Raw genomic sequence first — 22,541 nt, 5'->3', positions numbered from 1 at the left:
GCATGAAATTTTCTCGCAAGGAAAAACCAATTAACAATTAAACCACTACTGCATATTATCTTGCCTGTTTGGTCGTGATCGTATGCTTGCTCAACCATTAACACAAATGAACCGAATTGTTAAAGCAACCTATTTACTGTTGCTTGTTACCTTAGTTAGTAGTCAATCTTTATTAGCACAATCCGCTGACTTTTTGGCCAGAGTCGAAAAGGATGAAGGATACGTTAAAGCCACAAACACGCAGATTGCTTACAAAGATGGAGTGCCCAAGCCCATAAATTTTGTAAGCGATTATGAAAATCTCTTTAAAGATTCGGAAGAGAAAGAGTTAAATAAAATTATTTCAGATTTTGAGGGAAAAACAACAGTTGAAATTGCCGTTATCACTGTCGATGCCACAATGGTTAGTAAAGATGATCTAGACGGTTATGCACTTAAAGTTGCTCAAAAATGGGGACTTGGTAAACCTGAAAAGGATAATGGAGTAATTATTTTACTTTCTTTAGGTCATCGCACTTTAATTATGAGAGGAGGCAGCGGGATTGCCAATCGTTTGAATAACACCCAGATCAATGAAATTGTAGCTAGTAAAGCAACACCTCAATTAAAAAGCGGGGCGTACTTTTTGGGGATAAAAGATAGTGTTTTAGCATTAATTGACCTGTTGAAGTAAAAAGGAGCAACTAAGATAGCGCGTGTTTTTTTCAAGCATTCTATTATCTTAGTTGGTATGAAACACCTAACCCTATTATTTTCATTTATAGCCATTTGCGGCGGTTCATTTGCACAGTCAATTGATAAGATTATTAATAAGAACGAAGTAGAGCGTATCGAAAAAGTACTTTCAGACGATGCTATGGAAGGTCGGGCTGCAGGCACAAACGGGGCCGACAAGGCCTCTGTTTTCATAGCCGGTGAGTTTAAGTCGGCAGGTTTAAAACCTGAGAAAGGGAAAGCCGATTATTTTCAACGCTTTTCAATGTTCACCACACAGGTTGTGAGCAGTGACCTAACCCTTAACAATAATAAGCTTGAGGCAGATAAAATAATCGTAATAAGTCCGGCAAAACAACTTAATATTACAGAGAAAAGCGGTTATAAAACCGCCAGAATAAAAGCGGGTGATGATGCCCGATCGATTATCTTTAAATACCTTTCTGCTGAAGAAAATTACATTGTTTGGGTAGATACTTCTTTCTACAAACTATTTCCAAGGTTAAGCCGACTTAAGTCGATGCCGGTATTTGAACAACGTTCAAATCTAATCTTCGTTTTAACTTCCGATGTTCCGGATACTTATAGCTTCACCATTAGCCAGGATGCCAAAGAGCAGAAAATGAAAAACGTAGTTGCTGTATTGCCTGGAAAATCTAAACCCAATGAATATGTTATTTTCTCAGGACATTATGACCACTTAGGTATCACTAACCAGCCTCAGGGAATCGATTCCATTTATAATGGCGCCAATGATGATGCCGCCGGAACTACTGCCGTTCTAATGTTGAGTAAGTATTTTAAAGCATTAAATAATAACGAAAGAACACTGGTTTTTGCAGCTTTTGATGCCGAAGAAATTGGTGGTTTTGGTTCCCAGTATTTCTCTAAGCAATTTAATCCGAATCAAGTGGTGGGAATGTTTAATATAGAGATGATTGGGACGGAAAGTAAATGGGGTAAAAACTCAGCCTATATTACTGGGTATGAAAAAACAGATATGGGTAAAATATTGGAAAAAAACCTTACAGGTACCAACTTTAAGTTCTACCCAGATCCATATACCGACCAAGACTTATTTTATCGGTCCGATAATGCTACCTTGGCACGTTTGGGCGTACCTGCTCATACCATTTCAACTTCTAAAATGGATGTAGAACCTAATTACCATAAACTTAGTGATGAAATCGGCACACTTGATATGGATAATATGGTAGAGATTATCAAAGCAATTGCCTTAAGTTCTAAAACCATAATACAAGGAAAAGATACACCATCAAGAGTAAATACAGCCGATTTGCAGTAGGGCTGGTACATTAGGTCCTGCGAATTAGCTAATCGCAGGACTTAATTTATTAACCCATTGTGAGTTGATGTAAATAGTCAATTTAAATCGCGCAACGGCTTAAGTAAAGATTACAGATTGTCTTGCAAAATCAGATTTAAAAGAGAAGCTTCGTCTATAATGGTAATCTCTCTACCCGCAGCATTAACGAGCTGTTGCTGTGTAAATTCATTCATTACTTTAAAAAGTGTTTCGTAAGAAGAACCGGAAAAAGAAGCTAAATCTTGCCGGCTAATTTCAATGTTTAGCGTGTTGTCTTTATTTACACCAAATTGATTTTTTAAAGTAATCAGCGACTGTGCAATACGGGCTTTTACAGACATATGCACGAGGTTACGCATTCTCTTTTCCGACTCTTGCAGTTCATTAGCAAAAAAACGCATGAGATCATACGTAAAACCATTATTAACCTTTAAGGTCGTTTCAAAAAAAGCAAGATCAAGGTAGCAAACCGTTACAGGCTCCAGTGCAGTGGTAGAAACCGGATAAAATGAATCATTTCCTAGTCCTAAGTGCCCCAGAATGTCACCTTGTTTGGCAAACCGGATGATAAGTTCCTTTTCTTTATCCCACTTCTTATGAACTTTTACGGTCCCATTGTATATAAAGTAAATTCCGGTAACCGGATCACCCTCGCTAAATATAGTTTGCCCCTTTTTTACTTCGAAGTTTTTTCTGTGAATATCTATTGCCGGAAGCCAATCCTGCAAGCTTTTCGTGCATAAAAAACAGGTTTTCAGATCGCATTTGTTTTTACATTCTTTCATTCCTCAACGCAATATCAATAAGGTGCAATAATACTACATACATATTAAATTGTATGATTCTTAAAAAGGTTGGCTTGCTGCCATGCTGTTTAATATCTGCCCTCAACCCGGCCACATAAAAAAACAAATAAAGCTTAATTAGCCCGGTTTTTTGTTTCATGTTTCAGAAGTTAAATCCTGCCCTATAGTAAATAAATTATTGTATAAACAATATTAATTTATGATTTTAATCATTTTAATTGTAATTTATTATTGTTTATACAATATTATTTGATTCGATATTTGTATCATTGCAACTGATTTTACAATGCAATAAGGCGCTGAAGATCAAATTTTAACAAAACATGAAAAGAACGATTATTAACAACGGGATTCCAATTTCACCATCCTTAAATTACATGACGAATGCAGGTGATGACCTTAAAAGAGGCTTTTGGGTAAAAAAGCGTCTTTTAAAAATTTCACTTTTGGCAGTGGTTGTGGCAGTAGCCATAAGTATTATCGCAAAATTTCTTATCAACCTTATTAACTTGGTCACCAATATTTCATTTTTCGGATCGTTTAGTTTGATTCAACACGCTCCCGCAGCTAACCATTTAGGTGTTTGGGTGATTTTGATTCCAGTTATTGGTGGTGTTTTGGTTGGATTAATGGCCTTATACGGATCAAAAGCAATCAGAGGACATGGTATTCCTGAAGCAATGGAGCAGATTCTTGTTAACCAAAGTAATATTAAACCATCTATTACTTATCTAAAACCAGTTTCATCAGCGATCGCTATAGGAACAGGAGGGCCGTTTGGGGCTGAGGGACCGATAATCGCTACCGGAGGTGCATTGGGATCAACTTTTGGCCAGTTGATGCACATTACCTCTAATGAACGGAAGATTTTGCTGGCTGCCGGAGCTACAGCTGGAATGTCGGCTATATTTGGAACTCCGGTTGCAGCTATTTTCCTTGCAATCGAACTGTTGCTATTTGAATTTTCTCCAAGGGCGATTTTGCCTGTTGCTCTTGCCTGTATAACGGGAGCTGCCGGTCATCATTTGTTGTTTGAAGCAGGCCCTGTTTTTCCGATGCCTGATCTGTCAATTTCTTCAAATATAGCATTAGGAACCTATAGCTTTATAGGTATTATCGTTGGTTTTTTATCATTAGCCATTACAAAAATTGTTTATTTTATTGAAGATCAATTTGAGAAACTACCTATCCATTGGATGTGGTGGCCGGCAATAGGAGGGTTAGTCGTTGGCATTGTAGGCTATTTTGTACCTGCTACTTTAGGCGTTGGTTACAGTAATATAACCGATGTTTTGTCAGGCAGTTTACCTCTTGCTCTTATTCTAAGTTTATTCTTTTTCAAGTTTCTTTCATGGTCTGTTGCCTTGGGGAGTGGTACTTCAGGCGGAACACTTGCTCCTTTGTTAACAATTGGTGGGGCTGCTGGAGCAATTTTAGGCATATTGATTTTAAGAATTTTTCCTGAATCAGATATATCCATATCTATGGCGGCTTTAATTGGTATGTCGGCGATGTTTGCCGGGGCATCCAGAGCTTATTTAACAAGCATCGCTTTTGCATTAGAATCTACTATGCAATCGCATGCATTGCTACCTTTATTAGGAGCTTGTACTGCTTCTTACATGGTTTCTTTTTTCTTTATGAAAAATACCATTATGACCGAAAAGATTTCAAGGAGAGGAGTATCCACTCCTGATTCTTATGAACCGGATATTTTAAAGAAGCTTACAGTTGCTCAAATTGTTAAAGCTGATGCATTAATGTTAAGTGCCGAGAATTCTATTAAAGAAATCAGGTCTTTTTTTGAAACTACTGTTCAATCAGAAAATACATTTATTGTAGTTGACCGACACGGGCATTTTAACGGGACGGTTGCGTTATCAGCTATTTTTAATACTAAATTTGATTCCGAATCAACACTCGCAACCATTCTAAGAAAGGGTTCTTTATTTGTAAAAAGCACTGATAATTTAGCAAAAGCGCTTGAGTTAATGTCTAAAGGGGAGGAGGAATTAATTCCTGTAGTTTCTTCTGCGCAAGAAAACACCGTGATTGGTGTACTTTCTTTCAAAGACGTACTTACTGCTTATAAAAGCCGTATTGCTGAAAATCAGGAAATCAAGGCTAACCTGTCGTTAAAAAGACAGCAAATTAAGGTGTTGATTAAAGGAAGAAAATTGATGAAAATGAATTGATTTTTAGTCGGGCCGAAAGGGTAATCAATAGGGCAAGCCTTAGTAGGCCCAACTTACTTAGTTAATCCAGCCACAATATTAATAGTTAGCGCAACTACAAACGTATTCAGACCGAATGCTAATAAGCTGTGAAAAAGAGTAGTGCGTCTGATAGCCCTTGAAGTGATCTGTACGTCAGAAACCTGAAATGTCATCCCGATTACAAAAGAAAAATAAGCAAAGTCGATATAATCCGGATGCGTTTCATTAGGGAAATCCAAGCCTCCTAAATGCTTGCTATGATCCTCCTTATCTCCATCGTAATACATATTTGCATAATGAAAGGTAAACACCGTATGTACCAGCGACCATGATAACAAAATTGCAGAAACAACAAGTGGTAAGTAATAAACTATAGGCATACTATTAGATACGTCTGCAAGCATTAGCATTAACACTGTAAACATGCTTACAAATGATGTGATAAGTATAATGGCAAAAACAAATACACGACTGCCGTCTTCTGTCCGGGCTTCTGTTTTAATGTGATGGATGGAATGAGTAAAAAACACCAGCCAACTTGCGCCTACATACGTAAATGCAAATACATCCCAGGATATTACGGCCGTTACCAGGTAATTATCAATTGTGAAACTGCACAGAATAAAAGCAATGAATGTTAATAACAGGCTTAATAAAATTCGAAAAAGAGGTCGATGGAGAAGTAGTACTGCAGCCGGCGGATTATCCGAAAAAACCATAAAACGTTATTAAAATAGCAAATTAATAAATCTACCCGGTTTTTAGGCGGGTAGATTTATTTTTATAAAGTATCATTTATTGAACTCTTTCAAGAACATATTCTTCTGTTTCAATAATTGATTTACCTTTCTTGGTCTTTGTTTCTACCTCGGTCAGAGTAAGCTTCTTCCCATCAATAGAGTAGGTATACTTGTTATCACCAATGGTGATTGAATTATTGCTATAAGTCACAGCTTTAGTCTTAACCTCATCTCCGGTTTCACTAATCACTACAGATTTGTCTGAAAACTCATAAGTCTTTTGTCCAGCAGTGTAAATTTTGTTTTTAGACTCAATGACAATCGGCCCGTCTTTCTCATTCTCCGATTTGGTTAATACCTGCCATTTTCCTAAAAGTTTAGGATCAGCCTGAGCTTTAGAAACAACTGCTGAGAAAATGAACGAAGCTGTTAATAGCGTAAATAATAAGTTTAGTTTCATAGTCAAAGAGGTGAAATTTCGAAAACCTAAACCAATAACATGTTTAGGATAGTTATTCTTATAAATCTACGAAATTAAACCAAAACTGTGTACTACTGATTATACGCCAAACAAATCTGACGATAAGTATCGATCACCGCGGTCACAAATAATACATACGATTACTCCGTTGTCAAGTTCCTCGGCTAATCGTAATGCAGCAGAAACCGCACCTCCTGAACTCATTCCGGCAAATATACCTTCCACACGAGCTAATTTTCGGGTGATATCAGTCGCTTCTTCTTGCGAAATATCCATGATACGGTCCACACGCTCTGGTTCAAATATTTTGGGTAAATATTCTGTAGGCCACCTACGGATACCCGGGATTCTTGAATTATCTGTTGGCTGACAACCAATGATCTCAATACTTGGGTTTTGCTCTTTCAAATAGCGTGATACGCCCATAATAGTTCCTGTTGTACCCATCGACGAAACAAAATGCGTAATGGCACCATGTGTATCTTTCCAGATTTCTGGTCCGGTAGTTTTATAATGCATTCCGTAATTATCAGGATTAGCAAACTGATTCAGCATTAAAAAACCACCTTTTGCCACTTGAGCATGCGCATAGTCGATTGCCGCTTCCATCGAACCCTCAGCAGGAGTAAGGGTAACTTTGGCGCCAAAAGCTTCCATCGTTAATACCCGTTCACGGGTAGAGTTTTCAGGCATTACCAACTCGATTTCTATATCAAATAAACGAGCCATCATGGCTAAGGCAATTCCGGTATTTCCACTTGTCGCTTCAATAAGTTTCATGCCAGGTTTTAACTCTCCACGGTCTAATGCGCCTTTTATCATACCGTATGCAGCACGATCTTTAACACTTCCTCCTGGATTGTCACCTTCTAATTTGGCAAATATCCTTACATCAGGATTAGGATTTAAACGGGTAAGTTCAACGAGAGGAGTATTCCCAATTTGATCTATTAAAGTATAGGCACCTTTAATACTTCCAAAAGCTGAAGACTCCATGTATTCTGATTTAATATGAGTTGACATAATACGATAGCTTTTTTCATTTATAATCTAAATATACTCATCAATCGAATGGTTATTCATCCATACCCAATTCGATGTATTTGTTCTGGCTTTGATGATAAACCTTTGAATATGGAGCAATGCTGGAGGTTAGCCACACATTACCACCTATTATAGAATCATGGCCAATAATTGTGTCACCACCCAGAATGGTGGCTCCTGAATAGATAACCACATTGTTTTCAATTGTTGGGTGACGTTTTACCGAGGCGAGGTCTTTGCTCACGCTTAGGGCTCCCAATGTAATTCCCTGGTATAATTTCACATGTTTTCCAATTTCGCAGGTTTCGCCTATGGTAATTCCTGTTCCATGGTCAATGAAAAAGTGTGTATCAATTTTTGCTGCGGGGTGAATGTCAATACCCGTTTTAGAGTGCGCATGTTCGGTAAGAACTCTGGGTACAAGCGGAATTTGCAGCCTGTGCAATTCATGTGCAATCCGATAGTACGAAATGGCTAAAAAGCCGGGGTAAGTTCGTATTACCTCAAATTCACTCTTAGAAGCCGGGTCGCCGATATAGATCGCATTCATGTCGGTTAATAAAACCGAATGAACGAGCGGTAGGCGCGACATAAATTTTTTTACTAATGTTTCGGCAGTATCGGGCAGTACATGTTGCATCTGACCTAGCAATTCAATCCATTGTAATTCAAGTTTTTGGAATTTTGAAGCCAGATCGTTTGTGCTGATATAATGCTTGTTTGTTTTCTCCGGAAACATCAACCGCAATAATTGTTTAGCCAATCGGCAAATCTCCGTATTGGAAGGGTAGGTGCCGGTGTTGCGGTGGTTTTCTAATAATATTTCAAGAAATTGCTTATCCATCTTATATATTCATACAATTATCAGGCAAACCTTGTTTAAAATTAAGTGTTATTTATTTTCTGTTGAAAATAAGATGGTTGCAAACAGTTTGAGGATGATTAATTGTATTATTTGGTTATTTTATAGTTAAAATATAGTTTAAGTCGACAAAAAAATATTAACAAAGTTATTTCATAAAATATCCTGATACAAGTAAATTGCGCTGTATTTTATGCAGCAATGCCCAAAATACCGTTCAGAATAAAAACTCTTCTCTAGATTATGTTTTCAAGTGGTTGATTAATAGTGATTAATCCTTGATGTCCGATATCCTGGTTTGCTATAATGATATCGTTTCTAAAGTTTCTTGTCGACTTAAGTGTTCTCTGTTTAGACATTTTGTTTTAAGATTTTAAATCAAAAGTTCATAATTTAAAGCATGTTTAGTATTAAATGGCTCCACAGGCCAATCCTTTGGTTAAAACAAAAACTAACACGAAATCAATTCTTAATCTTCGCTGGTATTGCGGTTGGATTAACTGCCGGAATGGCATCGGTTATTCTTAAAACCCTGGTTCATTACCTGCATCGTTTTTTCACTATTGACCTTCCTTATAATTCTGACAGATACCTGGTTTATTTTCTTCCTCTTTTAGGTATTCTGTCTTGTGTTTTCATCACTATTTATTTTTTTAAAGGACGTGATGGCCGTGGTATTGTAAACATCCTGAACGATATAGCCACGCGCTCAAGCCTTGTCGACCGAACAAAAATGTACTCACAAATAATCACAAGTTCATTAACCATTGGGTTAGGCGGTTCGGCAGGGTTAGAAAGTCCTATAGCGGTTACCGGATCAGCGATCGGTTCAAATTTTGGCAAAGTTTACGGACTTAATTATAAAGATAGAACATTATTATTGGCATCAGGGGCAGCTGCTGGTATTGCGGGCGCATTTAATGCTCCGGTTACAGGAATTATGTTTGCTGTAGAAGTTTTATTGGCTGGAATTGGAATCACTGAGTTTATACCGTTAATTATTGCTTCAGTTTGCGGAGCATTATGTACAAAAATCATTTTTAACGAGAATATCCTTTTTCAGTTTAAAGAACTTCAGGAATTTAATTACTGGAATGTACCTTTTTATGTATTGTTAGGTGTTTTTTGCGGATTATTATCCATTTACTATGCTTTCATGTCCGGAAAGATTGAGCATGCATTTGAAAAAACTAATAGTAAACCTTATTTAAAAGCAATTGCCGGTGGCTTAATATTAATCGCTTTGTATTTTGTTTTCCCACCACTAATGGGAGAAGGGTACGAAAGTGTTAAAAAACTTGCCAATCAGGAAGCAATTGATGTATTTGCAACCAGTTGGATGGGAACTAAGTTACCTTCAACGGTTTGGATAGTTACCTTGTTTGTAGGTATTGTAGGTTTGGTAAAAGTTTTTGCCACTTCAGTAACTATTAGTAGTGGTGGTAACGGCGGCAACTTTGCTCCCTCATTGTTTATGGGAGCGTATGTGGGTTATTTCTTTTCTTCTTTTTTCAACCTTTTAGGCTTCGACAGGCAGCTCCCGGTCTCCAATTTTACGTTGGTTGGTATGGCTGGTATTTTAAGCGGTGTAATGTATGCACCCTTAACCGGAATCTTTCTTATTGCCGAAGCAACCGGAGGATATGATCTGATGATTCCTTTAATGATTGTTTCGGTTTCAGCCTATCTCATTGCCAGATCTACGCATCATTATTCAATGGATACACGCAAGCTGGCAGAAAAGGGAGAAATTTTCACATTCGATAGGGATCGTAACTTGCTTACTTCTATTAAAATGGCCGAGTTTCTGGATAATAGCCAAAAAACATTAACCCCTGACAATAATTTGGCTGAACTTGTTCGCTTGTTCAGAACTAACCGTCAGGAGCGGTTTGCAATTGTAAATGAAAAAGGGGAATTGGAGGGGATGATAAGTTTTGATGATATAAGGGATGAGATTTTTAGCCATGATAATCAAGACACTTTACTGCTTAAAGAGTACATGAAAAAGCCGGCAGCAGTCATCAATATTTATGAATCTATGGAGAGTATTATGCATAAGTTTGATGAAACTAAAACCTGGCATCTGCCAGTGGTCGATAATGGAAAATATAAAGGATTGGTCTCAAAATCGGCGATTTTAAATAGTTACAGGAAACAACTGATCATTCACTCAGGTAAATAAATATATGAAAAAGCACGTTACTATCATTTTGTTGTTGTCTATCTTAATTATAATGAGTTCTGCAGTTTTACAACCAAAGAAAAAAGTGGTCTTCTTTGGTGATTCAATTACACAATTGGGGGTTGATTCAGGTGGGTATATCAATCGATTAGGAAAAATGTTGGAAAGCAATGGCCTAAAAGATAATTATGAATTAATAGGTGCCGGAATTGGCGGCAATAAAGTTTACGATTTATATTTAAGGATGGATAATGACATTCTGGCTAAAAATCCGGATGTAGTTGTTATTTGGGTTGGGGTTAATGATGTATGGCATAAAATATGGGGAACCGGGACCGATGCCGACAAATTTGAAACCTTTTATAAAGCCATCATCAAGAAACTGCAAGAGAGAAATATCAAAATAATTGTTTGCACACCTGCTGTTATCGGAGAAAAAACAGATTATACCAATCAGTTCGATGGTGACTTAAATAAGTATTCGCAAATCATCCGAAATTTAGCAGCGGCCAACAATATTCCGGTATGTGATTTTCGTAAAACATTCCTGGAATATAACCTCATTAACAATACGGAGAATAAAGAATCAAAAGTATTAACCACAGATAAGGTGCATCTTACAGCCAAAGGCAACGAGTTGGCAGCCGCAACGCTGTATAAGTTTTTAGTTAAATAGGAGATCATGGTTCATAGATCATAGTTCATAGTAGAATTTGAGCCATGAACTATGATCTATGAACCATAAGCTTATTTCGCCTTATTACTTGTTTTGGTAAAGAAATAAGTAACGTGTGAAGTTTTATAGTTTAAGTTCACGGTTTCATGCCAAACCATGTTTTTTCCGTCAATGGATTGAATTGGTATTTTGAACCCTTGTGTAATTTGTTTTCCTTTTTGTCCGGCAAGTAAAGGTTTAATTCCGAAAACATTGCCATCACCATCTTTAACGGTCGACCAAACTAAGGTTTGCGGTGTTGTTGGGCATCCTTCAGCCATCGGAGAAAGAATTTTTCCATCCCAGTTACCATAAAAGGTCCATATACTATTGATCATGCAGCCAGCGTCAACGTCGCCAAAAACTTTGATGGTTGAATAAGCCTTGATGTTATCATACAGGATGCTGTCAAGTCGCCAGGTGCCCATTATTGTTTTGCGTTTTATTTCCTGGGCAGAGCTGGTCTGGAAAGAAAATAAAATACATGATAAAACTGCTACGATGAATAATATTCGTTTCATAAGCGTTTAATTTTTTTTAAGGTGAAATGATGATACTATTAAATATACCAATCTTGATGCGGATAAAAAATACCGTTTTAAGATTGCAACAAATTTAACTTGTTTATGCTGAACTCATTTTATTATCTCAAAATTATAGTAATCAGATGATCAGAAAGTTGTGAAAATGTTGAAATTTTTAGCATTCTTGCACAACTCAGAAAGAGTAGATTTGTAAGTTCATACTATGAAATTGTGAATTATAAATCTAACTTGATGCCCGAATGCCGTGCATTTGATAATTTATCATTCAACATAATAATTACATTCAACAATGGCTGAAGAAAAAATTGGTTATAGCGAAGACGATATTAAGTCCCTTGACTGGAAGGAACACATCCGGTTACGTCCGGGGATGTACATTGGGAAGCTGGGAGATGGTTCGGCTTACGACGATGGTATTTATATCTTGTTGAAAGAGATTATTGATAACTCGATCGACGAATTTGTGATGGGAGCGGGTAAAACAATTGATGTTACTATTTCGGATCACAAGGTTTCTATCAGGGATTATGGTCGTGGTATACCTTTAGGTAAGGTAATCGACTGTGTGTCAAAAATAAACACGGGTGGTAAATACGATTCAAAGGCCTTTCAAAAATCTGTAGGATTAAATGGTGTGGGTACCAAAGCGGTTAATGCTTTATCTGCCAATTTTACCGTACAATCTTATCGTGAGGGCCGTACCAAATTTGCCGAGTTTAGTAAAGGTGTTATCGTTAAGGAAGAGAAGGAAAAGGAAACCTCTCAACGAAACGGTACCGCAATTAACTTCATTCCTGATGAGTATATTTTCCGCAACTTCAAGTTTATTCCGGAGTTTGTGGAAAACATGATCTGGAATTATGTGTACCTAAATTCGGGTTTAACCATCAATTTTAATGGGAAGAAGTATTTTTCAGAAAGAGGTTTATACGATTTATTAGAGAAGAATACAGATGCAGAAACTATTCGTTATCCAATCATTCACCTGAAAGGTCAGGATATTGAGGTTGCACTAACACACGACAATCATTACGGAGAAGAGTATTACTCGTTCGTAAACGGACAAAATACAACCCAGGGAGGTACTCACCAGGCTGCGTTCCGCGAAGCTTTGGTAAAGACTGTTCGTGAGTTCTTTAAAAAAGAGTTTGATGCAACTGACATTCGTGCTTCAGTTGTGGCTGCCATTAGTATTAAAGTTCAGGAACCTGTTTTTGAATCGCAGACGAAAACTAAACTAGGTTCACTAAATATTGGCCCAGATGGGCCAACCGTTCGTACATTTATCAATGACTTCCTTAAAAAGGAACTTGATGATTACTTACATAAACATGCCGATGCCGCTGATGGATTGTTAAAGCGTATTATGCAATCTGAACGTGAGCGTAAAGACATCGCAGGAATTAAGAAATTAGCGAATGAACGGGCAAAAAAGGCCTCTTTACACAACAGAAAACTCCGCGATTGCAAGGTTCACTTCGATGATGATGCTAAATCGGCAGATGAAAGACGCTTTTCGACCACGCTTTTCATTACCGAGGGTGATTCGGCATCGGGTTCTATTACCAAGTCCCGGGATGTTGCTACTCAAGCGGTATTCAGTTTAAAAGGTAAGCCGCTAAACTGCTTTGGCTTAACAAAAAAGATCGTATACGAAAATGAAGAATTCAATCTTCTTCAACACGCCTTAAATATTGAAGATGGTTTGGATGGTTTACGTTATAACAATATTGTAATTGCAACCGATGCCGATGTGGACGGTATGCACATTCGTATGTTGTTAATGACGTTCTTCCTTCAATTCTTTCCGGATGTGGTTAAAAACGGGCACTTGTATATTTTGCAAACGCCTTTATTCCGTGTTCGTAATAAGAAAGAAACTATTTATTGCTACAGTGACGAGGAACGAAAAGCTGCAATTGCCAAGCTGGGTAATAAACCTGAGATAACACGATTTAAAGGTTTGGGAGAGATTTCTCCTGATGAGTTCGCGTTGTTCATTGGTGAAGATATGCGTCTTGATCCGGTTATCCTGAAAGATTCTCATATAAAAAACATCCTTGAATATTATATGGGCAAGAATACCATGGAGCGTCAGGAATTTATCATCGATAATCTGAGAGTCGAGAAAGACCTGGAAGAAGAACTGGTTGAAGCATAAACCATTAAGAAATTATAACCATAAAAAATTTAAACCATATAAGACATATAAGGACATTTAAGGTATAATCGAAAAGCTTGTATGATCTTAGGTCTTATATGGTTTAATAAAAAATATATAACCATATAAGACATATAAGGACATTTAAGGTATAATCGAAAAAAATTATATGATCTTATATGTCTTATATGGTTTAATAAAAATAACCACCATGCAAGTCATATAAAGCTTATATGTTTCTTATATGCCTTATATGGTTTAAATAAAAAATAGCCATCATATAAGACTAATATATAATCGTAAAAGCTTATATTTTTCTTATATGTCTTATATGGTTTAATAAAAATAGCCACCATGCAAGTCATATAAAGCTTATATATTTCTTATATGTCTCATATGGTTTAATAAAATAGAAGCCCACTTTAGGAGGTTAAATGACAATTAATAATAACGATTTACCAAACGAAGAAAACCAGGGACAAGGTCACTTAGACGATGTTATAAAGGTTGATGGACTGTATGAAAACTGGTTCCTCGACTATGCATCATATGTAATTCTGGATCGTGCGGTACCAAATATGTATGACGGATTAAAACCCGTACAACGTCGTATTCTGCATTCATTGAAAGAAATGGACGATGGTCGCTTTAATAAAGCAGCGAACGTTATTGGTAATACAATGAAATATCACCCGCACGGTGATGCTTCAATTGGCGATGCCATGGTTGGTATGGGGCAGAAAATGTTGCTGATTGATACCCAAGGTAACTGGGGAGATCCAGTAACAGGAGACTCAGCAGCAGCTGCACGTTACATAGAAGGACGTTTAAGTAAGTTTGCCAACGAAGTTGTTTTTAATCCGCAAACAACAGAATGGCAGTTATCATATGACGGTCGTAACCAGGAACCAATTACACTTCCTGTAAAATTTCCATTGGTTCTTTCACAAGGAACCGAAGGTATTGCCGTGGGTTTAGCTACTAAAATTCTTCCGCATAACTTTATCGAATTAATTGATGCATCCATAGGAGTACTGCGCGGGCAACGTCCAGATTTACTTCCTGATTTTCCGACAGGCGGTTATGCAGATGCAACAAAATATAATGATGGTCAGCGGGGCGGTAGAGTACGTGTACGCGCTAAAATTACTGAAAAAGACAAAAAAACGCTTGTTATTAATGAAATTCCATTCGGTACCACAACTACCGGACTGATCGATAGCATTATAACGGCAAATGATAAAGGTAAGATCAAGATTAAAAAGATCGAAGATAACACGGCTAAAGATGTAGAAATTGTCATTCATCTGGCACCGGGTATCTCACCGGATATTACCATTGATGCATTATATGCATTCACCAATTGTGAAATGTCGTTATCACCTAATACCTGCGTGATTAAAAATGACAAGCCACATTTTATGAGTGTGAATGATATTCTTGAAGAATGTACTTTCCATACGAAAGACCTTCTTAAACAAGAATTAGAGATCAGGCTTAATGAGTTAAAAGAAAAGATTTTCTTCAGTTCATTATTAAAGATCTTCATTCAAGAGGGGATGTATAAACACCCTGACTATGAAAACTCAGGGAATTTTGATGTTGTTGTTGAAGTCTTAAACCGACTATTTGAGCCATACTTCCCTCAGTTTTATCGTGAAATTCTGCCGGAAGATTATAAAAGGCTTATTGACAAACCGATGAGCTCAATCACTCGCTTCGATGTTAAGAAAGCCGATGAGCAAATGAAAGCTCAACAAGATGAGATTGACGAGGTTGAACATCATTTAGTACACTTAACGGATTACGCTATTGATTACTATGAAAAGCTAAGAGCTAAGTATGGTAAAGGTCGTGAGCGTAAAACTGAATTGCGTACGTTTGATACCGTACAGGCGGCTCAGGTTGCTTTAGCAAACGTTAAATTGTATGTTAATAAGGAAGAAGGTTTCGTTGGAACATCGCTCAAAAAAGATGAGTATGTCTGCGATTGTTCGGATATAGATGATATTATTGCTTTCAGGGCTGATGGTAAATTCCTGGTTTCTAAAGTGAGCGAAAAGGCCTTCATGGGTAAAGGAATTGTACATGTAGGTGTGTTCAAGAAAAATGATGACCGTACGATCTATAACATGATCTATCGCGATGGAGCAAGCGGTGCATCCTATATGAAACGATTCCCTGTTGGAGGTATTACCAGAGATAAGGAATATGACCTTAGTAAAGGGGCTAAAGGGTCAGCTGTTTTATGGTTTACTGCCAATCCAAATGGTGAAGCAGAAACTATTAACATTCAGTTAAAACCTCATTCTAAATTACGCAAACTACAATTCGATATAAATTTTGCTGAACTGGCCATTAAAGGTCGTGGATCACAAGGAAATGTGGTAACCAAGTATCCGGTCAAAAAAATCTTGCTTAAATCGGCGGGAGTTTCAACGCTGGCCGGACGTAAAATTTGGTTCGATGAAGTATTGCAACGACTAAATGCTGATGGAAGAGGTAAGTATTTAGGCTCTTTCAGTGGCGAAGATAAAATCATAGCGGTTTACAAATCCGGAGAATACGAACTCACTAATTTCGATTTAAGTAATCACTTTGATGAAGGATTATTGGTAATTGATAAGTTTGATCCGGAGATGGTACTGTCAGCTGTTCATTATGAAGGAAAAGCAAAAAACTTCTTTGTAAAACGCTTTGTACCCGACAATGTAGCTGTAGGTAAAAAGGTTAGTTTTATAAGCGATGAAGCTGGTTCTAAGTTAGTGCTGATCAGTATAGATGACCAGCCGATGATCTCGCTGACTATTTTAAAAGGTAAAGCGAAAGATAAAGAACAGTCTGAAATAAACCTTTCGGAGTTTATCGATGTCAAAGGTTTAAAAGCAAACGGAAACAGGTTAAGTCAGTTTGAAATTGTGAAAGTTGAATTATTAGCACCGTTGGTTACCGAGGAAGAGGAGGTGGATGAAGAAGAAAATGATAATGACGATGCAACCGAAAGCAATGAAAAACCGACTAATGAGAATGGGACTGCCAAGAAGATTGACTTTGAGATAACTAATCCGGAAGACACCGATCTTGAAGATGATACTCAATTGGGATTATTTTAAAAATAATTTAAAGTTGATATAACCAATTACTTGTTTAGATAGTTTAAAGAAAGCAAAACCAAAACCCAAAATGATAAAAAAAGTAGCTTTAACAATTGTGTTAGCTGTAACACTCACATCATGTGAATCGCAAAACTTACTGAAACAAGTAACCGATATCTACAATCAAACAACAGCAAACGGACAGTTAACTAATACTGATATTGCAAATGGCTTAAAACAAGCATTAAATAAAGGTATTGATACTGCTGTAGCACAGGTTGCGAAACCGGATGGTTTTCTTAAAGATCAGGCTATTAAAATCTTATTACCTGCTGAATTACAAAAGGTGGATAAAACCCTTCGTAATTTGGGAATGGGTAAACTGGCTGATGAGGGTTTAAAATTAATGAACCGTGCAGCTGAAGATGCCGCAGGAAAAGGTAAAACCATTTTTGTAAATGCCATCAAACAAATGACCTTTCAAGATGCCATGGGTATTTTAATGGGTGATAAAAATGCGGCTACTCAATACCTGAAAAGAACCACATCACAGCAATTATATAGCGAGTTTAATCCTATTATCAAGAACTCACTTGACCAGGTAGGCGCTGCAAAAGTTTGGAGTCAGATTATTACACGGTATAATCAGGTTCCAATGGTAACCAAAGTTAATCCAGACCTTACAGATTATGTAACTAATAAAGCCATGGACGGACTGTTTTATAAAGTAGAGCAGGAAGAGTTGGCAATTCGCAAAGACCCAATTAACCGAACAACAGATTTGTTGAAAAAGGTGTTTTCGAAACAAGACGGTAAATAATCTGGAGAATGACAATGAGTATTCAGAAAACAGCAATTTTAACAGTTGCCGGAATGGTGCTGTTGAGTTTGTTGTTACTTTTTATGGGATTCCCCGGTAATTTGATCTTCGGATTGTGGGGAATTTGCCTGGTATTTCTATTTGTATTTGGTGTAATCTTCGTGGTATTAAGATTATTTACCCGAGTAAAGAAAAAAGCTGCTAAAAAATCAGCCCGAAAACCTGCTGCAGTAAGCTCAAAGGCTAAGAGATAAATTTTATTCAGGGTTAAAAAACTGAAAAAAAGTTTTGCTGACTATTGCTTTTGATTGTTTTTATTTCTTAATTGGAATCTTAAACCAGTTAAAACCAAAAACATGAAACATGCTTTACTTTTTCCAGCATTAGCTTGTTTGCTCTCTCTAATAACCGGGTCGTTTTTGAAATATTTAGGATTGCCAGGGGCAAATATGCTGATCCTGATAAGCACAGTTTTACTCATGGGATTAATCCTATTGTTTGCTTATTCAGTGATAAAAGTAGCATCTGAAACCACCAAAAAGAACTAAAAAATAAGGGTTAAGATTTTTCTTAACCCTTATTTTTTATAGTGAATCTATAGGTTATCGTCCTAATCCTGGCCCGTAAAGAACTTTTCCATTTCTTACTCCAGTATGTTTTCCACTTGAAAGCGTTAAAGCGCCATTTACGATCACATACGAAAAACCAGTTGAATAAGCATGTGGTTGATCGTAAGTAGACTGGTCGATTACCGTTTTATCATCAAAAACTACAATATCTGCATCCATGCCAACTCTAATTGAGCCCTTGTTTTTAAGGCCAAACCGTTGTGCTGGCGCGGATGTCATTCTTCTTATCGCATCTTCCAATGTAATGTATTGGTTCTCCCGAACATATCTTCCCAATACTCTGGCATTGGTTCCATAGCTTCTTGGATGAGGCATTCCTTTGCCGAACTCACGGATACTTCCATCACTTGCAAACATGGTAAACGGATACTTCATGATAATCTCAATATCAGATTCGTTCATACCATGAAAAACCATTTGTACCCAACTACGATCAACCATATCCAGCATCGTATTTATTTCAGCTTCGAGTGTTTGGGGCCTGCCGTATTGTTTATTAATCTGAGTAATGCTTTTGCCATTTAAAGATGTGTCGGCATTAAAAAAAGCGACTACAGCATAAGAAAAATCTTTATTGCCTCGTTTGGCAGCATCAGCTAGCATCTCATTTACGATCTTTCTTCGGCAGACCGTATCTGTTAGCCTCTCATGATAGGTGCTATCTTTGGTTGTTAGTGCCCAAGTAGGAATCAATGCACGCAAAGAAGTACTACTTGCTGTGTATGGATATTGATCACAAGTAACATCATAACCTTCACTACGGGCCTTGGCGATTAGTTGTAGTGCTTCGGCTGAACGATTAAGATTTGGACGGCCAATTTTAAGGTGTGATATCTCTACAGGAATATTGGCAGACTTACCAATATTTATCGCTTCATCAATCGCTTCAAATATCTTCGCAGTTTCACTACGCATGTGGGTAACATAAATACCTCCATAACGCTGTGCAACTTTAGCCAATCCAATAATTTCTTCGGTGGTTGAGTAAGTGCCAGGTACATAGATAAGTCCGGTTGATAGTCCCATGGCACCATCTTTCATTCCACGTTCCACCAACTTTTCCATTGCTTTTTGTTGTTCAACAGTAGGAGCTTGGTTCGAATCATCCATGATTGCTGAACGAACACTTCCTTGCGCAATAAAGGTTCCGATGTTTATGGAGGTTCTTAATGTTGTAATAAATGACAAGTAAGCTTTTATATCAATGTTGGAGCTGCCACAGTTACCTGTGATAACAGATGTAACCCCATCATATATGAAATTGTCGGCAGTAGGTGTTTTTTTTTCGTCGTCTTCAATATGAGTGTGGATATCGATAAAGCCGGGAGCAATAATCAAATCCTGAACATCAATCGTTTTATGATAGTTAACAGACTTTAGATTACCAACCTCAACTATTTTTCCTTTGTTTATACCCACATCACCTCTAAACCACGTATTGCCGCTCCCATCAACAATGCGGCCGTTCTTTAAAACAAGGTCAAATTTGATTTTAGACTGAGAAAAGGAAGAAAAAGAGAAGAGAGGGAGAAAAAAAAGTAAGTATAGTTTTTTGCTCATCAGCTTTAAATTTGCTGAAATTTAAGAAAAACGTTTTGAATGTTTACTTACAAAGATTATTCGATTGAATTCAATAGGGCACGATTGCATGTTTAGAAATAACATCAATGCGAAAAATCGCCTTGTACAGTTCGGGCGCGTCAATTAAGTTAACTCACCAACTGCTGTAGAACTGTACGAAGCGATAGATTTTTTGCTTACTTTTTTACTAAAGAAAAAAGTAAGTCCCGCTGAAAGCGGCAAAAGTTCATATCTAACTGAAAAGAGTTTTAGCAGTTATAGCTCTCATTCAGATTTGGACTATTATTGATATTGAATATAAAGCGGCTGTGGATAAATAGTTAACACTTGTGATGGTGTCATTATTGGTTTACCACATTTAATATCATTTTTGAAGAACAACTTGAAACCAGTATACTGTACAGGCTCTTTGTAAATATATCTTCTGTAGGTATCTCTTTTCAACGAAGAAGGTCCCCAACCATCCATGTGCATTACCACCTGAACTTCGCGTCTTAATTTAATATCTTTTGAGTTCGTGATCATTCGTTGAGTAAAACGATGTACGATCAATAATTTTGGAGGAATATTGTTAGCTTTAACCAATCCTTGTAAGTACTCAGTTGCATAGTTGATATCAGCTGCATCAAAAGTTCCAATTTTCTTGCCTGGTACAGAACCATCTTTCATCGAAAACTCAGCATCAATACCTAAGTGAACATTAGGTAATTTTAAGTAAGGCTCCAATAATGGAATTTCATCTTTCAGTGTGCTATGACCTACCTGAATATCCAGGAAAACAATAGCGTTACGTTTCTTTGCAATTGATAATGTGCTATCAATCATCTTGTACGGCATCCTTAAGCTATAACGATTCTGTTTTCCAGGTTGACCCTGGGCAGTAACGATAATTAAGTGTAATGCGGGTTGAACAGGAGTTTTAGGGTCTGCTGCTTCCCATTTTTTTACTTCAGTGTCTAAACGGGTTAACATTTCCTGTGTAGGATATTCACCCAAAACACCCATTTTCTTTGAATACAAATTGCCGTAAAAAGCAATAATACGTTTATCTGGTAAAATTGCACCTTCTAATGGTTTTGGACCTTTAACAATCCATTTGCCACTAGTATCAATTTTAATTGGTTCGTAAGGAATGTTGGCTTCCGGATCGATTTTTTTAACCGGTTCGTCTTCCGATGAACCCTGAAGATTTTCTGCATCGGCATTTGCTGATGCTTTTCCATTTACTGATGCTGATGCTGCTGAAACTTTTCCTGAGCGATCACAACTTGAGAAGAAAACTAGTGAAGTTGCGGAAGCAACTAATAAAGTAAGGAGAGTAATTTTTTTTAACTGCATGTTTTTTTTGTTAACTACATGTTTCGAGGTTTAAACTATTATCGCAAACCTGTAACTGTTTCATGCATCTTCAGGAGAAGCGCTGATAAACTGATGAAAAGTCTGGCTTTTGGAATGGTTTATAGACTTTTACGAAATGAAGAGTATATTGTTACATCGATTTCATGAAATAAAAAAATATCTTCCAAGGTTAGTCAGAGTAATACTCTTATTCTATGAATTGAGATTGATTTTCAGGTCTATTGATGTTGAATATCAAGAGGTTTAGGTTAGATGGTAAGTAGCTTTATAGTTAAGAAGTTATGTAGAATATATTGATTTTGAGTGTAATAAAAAAGGGTTGACTTTTGGTCAACCCTAATGGTATTCAATGATTAAAACGATCTGAATTTCCCCCAGACACCGAGCGGAAGCTTGCATCCGGTCGTGGCCTGAAGATACAATTCTCCAATACTCAGATTTTTAACCTTTGGAAATGCAGTATTCACCAGGTTTTCTACAATTAATGATGAAAAACCTAAGGAGTAAGTATTTAAAATTAAGAAATGTTCTTGTTCATCAAGTAGTTGAACAATATCTTTCATCATTTCATTAATCTGATCTTCGAGTTTCCATTTTTCACCATTTGGACCGTTTCCATAGGCCGGTGGATCGAGAATGATGCCGTTATATTTTTTACCGCGTTTAACTTCACGTTTTACATACTTTAGGGCATCTTCAACAACCCAACGGATGTCTTTCAATCCTGAAAGCTCCATATTTTCATTGGCCCAGGTAACTACCTGTTTAATCGAGTCGACGTGAGTAGTATCAGCTCCCGCATTTTTTGCAGCAATAGAAGCTCCTCCGGTATAGGCGAAAATATTGAGAAACTTAGGTTGCGGTGTTTTCATCATATTGATAGACTCCGCAATATAATCCCAGTTTGCAGCCTGCTCCGGAAATATCCCAACATGTTTAAATGAAGTAAGTCCGAGACGGAACTTTAAATCCAGGTCCTTCGTTTTATATTCAATGTGCCATCTGTCGGGTGCATTACCTTTTTTCACCCAGTCTCCACTTGTAGCGGAACGACCTTTAAACTTTATATGGTGAAGCTTTTGCCATTCGCCTTCGCTAAGTTGTTTGTCCCAAACAGCCTGAGGCTCAGGTCTGATCAGTATGTATTTTCCAAAACGCTCCAGTTTTTCAAAATTACCGCAGTCAATCAACTCATAATCTTTCCAGTGCGTAGGAGTAAGGAGGTCTATCATTTTTATCTTGTTCATGGTTAATAGTTGAT

Annotated in this window: 20 protein-coding genes; 10 read left to right on the top strand and 10 right to left on the bottom strand. The window is 37.2% G+C overall.

Annotated elements, in window-relative coordinates:
* Positions 1–106 precede the first annotated feature (106 nt).
* Both SOLCA_RS13875 and SOLCA_RS13870 read left to right on the top strand, forming a co-directional pair.
* Positions 107–673, top strand: a complete 567-nt coding sequence (locus tag SOLCA_RS13875) for a TPM domain-containing protein (RefSeq protein WP_157604574.1) — start codon at positions 107–109, stop codon at positions 671–673.
* A gap of 57 nt (positions 674–730) precedes the next feature.
* Entirely contained in the window at positions 731–2,020 is a 1,290-nt protein-coding gene (locus SOLCA_RS13870) for a M28 family metallopeptidase (RefSeq protein ID WP_014681092.1), read from the top strand.
* 110 nt (positions 2,021–2,130) lie between these two features.
* Here the strand turns inward: SOLCA_RS13870 and SOLCA_RS13865 are convergent, their stop codons facing one another.
* Complete coding sequence (locus SOLCA_RS13865) at positions 2,131–2,769, bottom strand: Crp/Fnr family transcriptional regulator (protein ID WP_245536713.1); 639 nt, start codon at positions 2,767–2,769, stop codon at positions 2,131–2,133.
* 401 nt (positions 2,770–3,170) lie between these two features.
* On the opposite strand from SOLCA_RS13865, the gene SOLCA_RS13860 reads away from it, so the two are divergent.
* A complete protein-coding gene (locus SOLCA_RS13860) occupies positions 3,171–5,042 on the top strand; it encodes a chloride channel protein (RefSeq protein WP_014681089.1) in 1,872 nt (623 codons plus the stop codon).
* 53 nt (positions 5,043–5,095) lie between these two features.
* Here SOLCA_RS13860 and SOLCA_RS13855 read toward each other — a convergent pair whose 3' ends face one another.
* From SOLCA_RS13855 to SOLCA_RS23785, 5 genes are all read right to left on the bottom strand, one after another.
* The gene (locus tag SOLCA_RS13855) at positions 5,096–5,782 is read right to left on the bottom strand and encodes a DUF1345 domain-containing protein (protein WP_014681088.1); all 687 of its coding nucleotides are present in this window, start codon (positions 5,780–5,782) and stop codon (positions 5,096–5,098) included.
* A 76-nt stretch (positions 5,783–5,858) separates the two neighbouring features.
* A complete protein-coding gene (locus tag SOLCA_RS13850; RefSeq protein ID WP_014681087.1) occupies positions 5,859–6,263 on the bottom strand; it encodes a lipocalin family protein in 405 nt (134 codons plus the stop codon).
* Positions 6,264–6,362: 99 nt separating this feature from the next.
* Positions 6,363–7,280 (bottom strand): cysteine synthase CysM, encoded by a 918-nt coding sequence (cysM, locus tag SOLCA_RS13845; RefSeq protein ID WP_042481355.1) that lies wholly within the window; start codon positions 7,278–7,280, stop codon positions 6,363–6,365.
* 79 nt (positions 7,281–7,359) lie between these two features.
* A complete protein-coding gene (locus SOLCA_RS13840) occupies positions 7,360–8,172 on the bottom strand; it encodes a serine O-acetyltransferase (RefSeq protein ID WP_014681085.1) in 813 nt (270 codons plus the stop codon).
* A 254-nt stretch (positions 8,173–8,426) separates the two neighbouring features.
* Complete coding sequence (locus tag SOLCA_RS23785; protein ID WP_014681084.1) at positions 8,427–8,549, bottom strand: hypothetical protein; 123 nt, start codon at positions 8,547–8,549, stop codon at positions 8,427–8,429.
* A gap of 41 nt (positions 8,550–8,590) precedes the next feature.
* Here SOLCA_RS23785 and SOLCA_RS13835 point away from each other — a divergent pair, with 41 nt between their 5' ends.
* Both SOLCA_RS13835 and SOLCA_RS13830 read left to right on the top strand, forming a co-directional pair.
* A complete protein-coding gene (locus SOLCA_RS13835; protein WP_014681083.1) occupies positions 8,591–10,375 on the top strand; it encodes a chloride channel protein in 1,785 nt (594 codons plus the stop codon).
* Between the two features lie 4 nt (positions 10,376–10,379).
* The gene (locus tag SOLCA_RS13830; protein WP_014681082.1) at positions 10,380–11,051 is read left to right on the top strand and encodes an SGNH/GDSL hydrolase family protein; all 672 of its coding nucleotides are present in this window, start codon (positions 10,380–10,382) and stop codon (positions 11,049–11,051) included.
* Positions 11,052–11,122: 71 nt separating this feature from the next.
* Here the strand turns inward: SOLCA_RS13830 and SOLCA_RS13825 are convergent, their stop codons facing one another.
* Positions 11,123–11,611 (bottom strand): hypothetical protein, encoded by a 489-nt coding sequence (locus SOLCA_RS13825; protein WP_014681081.1) that lies wholly within the window; start codon positions 11,609–11,611, stop codon positions 11,123–11,125.
* A 313-nt stretch (positions 11,612–11,924) separates the two neighbouring features.
* On the opposite strand from SOLCA_RS13825, the gene SOLCA_RS13820 reads away from it, so the two are divergent.
* The 5 genes from SOLCA_RS13820 (at position 11,925) to SOLCA_RS23215 (ending at position 18,259) form a co-directional block, all read left to right on the top strand.
* Positions 11,925–13,796 (top strand): DNA topoisomerase IV subunit B, encoded by a 1,872-nt coding sequence (locus SOLCA_RS13820; RefSeq protein ID WP_014681080.1) that lies wholly within the window; start codon positions 11,925–11,927, stop codon positions 13,794–13,796.
* Positions 13,797–14,230: 434 nt separating this feature from the next.
* Positions 14,231–16,909, top strand: coding sequence for a DNA gyrase/topoisomerase IV subunit A (locus tag SOLCA_RS13815; RefSeq protein ID WP_014681078.1), 2,679 nt, complete (start codon positions 14,231–14,233; stop codon positions 16,907–16,909).
* A 70-nt stretch (positions 16,910–16,979) separates the two neighbouring features.
* Entirely contained in the window at positions 16,980–17,711 is a 732-nt protein-coding gene (locus SOLCA_RS13810; RefSeq protein ID WP_014681077.1) for a DUF4197 domain-containing protein, read from the top strand.
* 14 nt (positions 17,712–17,725) lie between these two features.
* Positions 17,726–17,965, top strand: coding sequence for a hypothetical protein (locus SOLCA_RS13805; protein WP_042479829.1), 240 nt, complete (start codon positions 17,726–17,728; stop codon positions 17,963–17,965).
* Positions 17,966–18,067: 102 nt separating this feature from the next.
* The gene (locus SOLCA_RS23215) at positions 18,068–18,259 is read left to right on the top strand and encodes a hypothetical protein (RefSeq protein ID WP_157604573.1); all 192 of its coding nucleotides are present in this window, start codon (positions 18,068–18,070) and stop codon (positions 18,257–18,259) included.
* A 54-nt stretch (positions 18,260–18,313) separates the two neighbouring features.
* Here SOLCA_RS23215 and SOLCA_RS13795 read toward each other — a convergent pair whose 3' ends face one another.
* From SOLCA_RS13795 to SOLCA_RS13785, 3 genes are all read right to left on the bottom strand, one after another.
* Complete coding sequence (locus SOLCA_RS13795) at positions 18,314–19,900, bottom strand: N-acyl-D-amino-acid deacylase family protein (RefSeq protein ID WP_014681074.1); 1,587 nt, start codon at positions 19,898–19,900, stop codon at positions 18,314–18,316.
* A 303-nt stretch (positions 19,901–20,203) separates the two neighbouring features.
* On the bottom strand, positions 20,204–21,259 hold the full coding sequence (locus SOLCA_RS13790) for a hypothetical protein (RefSeq protein WP_014681073.1): 1,056 nt from the start codon (positions 21,257–21,259) through the stop codon (positions 20,204–20,206).
* 374 nt (positions 21,260–21,633) lie between these two features.
* The gene (locus SOLCA_RS13785) at positions 21,634–22,512 is read right to left on the bottom strand and encodes a class I SAM-dependent methyltransferase (protein WP_042481352.1); all 879 of its coding nucleotides are present in this window, start codon (positions 22,510–22,512) and stop codon (positions 21,634–21,636) included.
* Between the last annotated feature and the right edge of the window lie 29 nt (positions 22,513–22,541).

The sequence above is a fragment of the Solitalea canadensis DSM 3403 genome (assembly GCF_000242635.2).
Classification (GTDB): domain Bacteria; phylum Bacteroidota; class Bacteroidia; order Sphingobacteriales; family Sphingobacteriaceae; genus Solitalea; species Solitalea canadensis.
The sequence above is the reverse complement of the archived record's forward strand: the minus strand, read 5'-3'. Positions and strand labels throughout refer to the sequence as shown.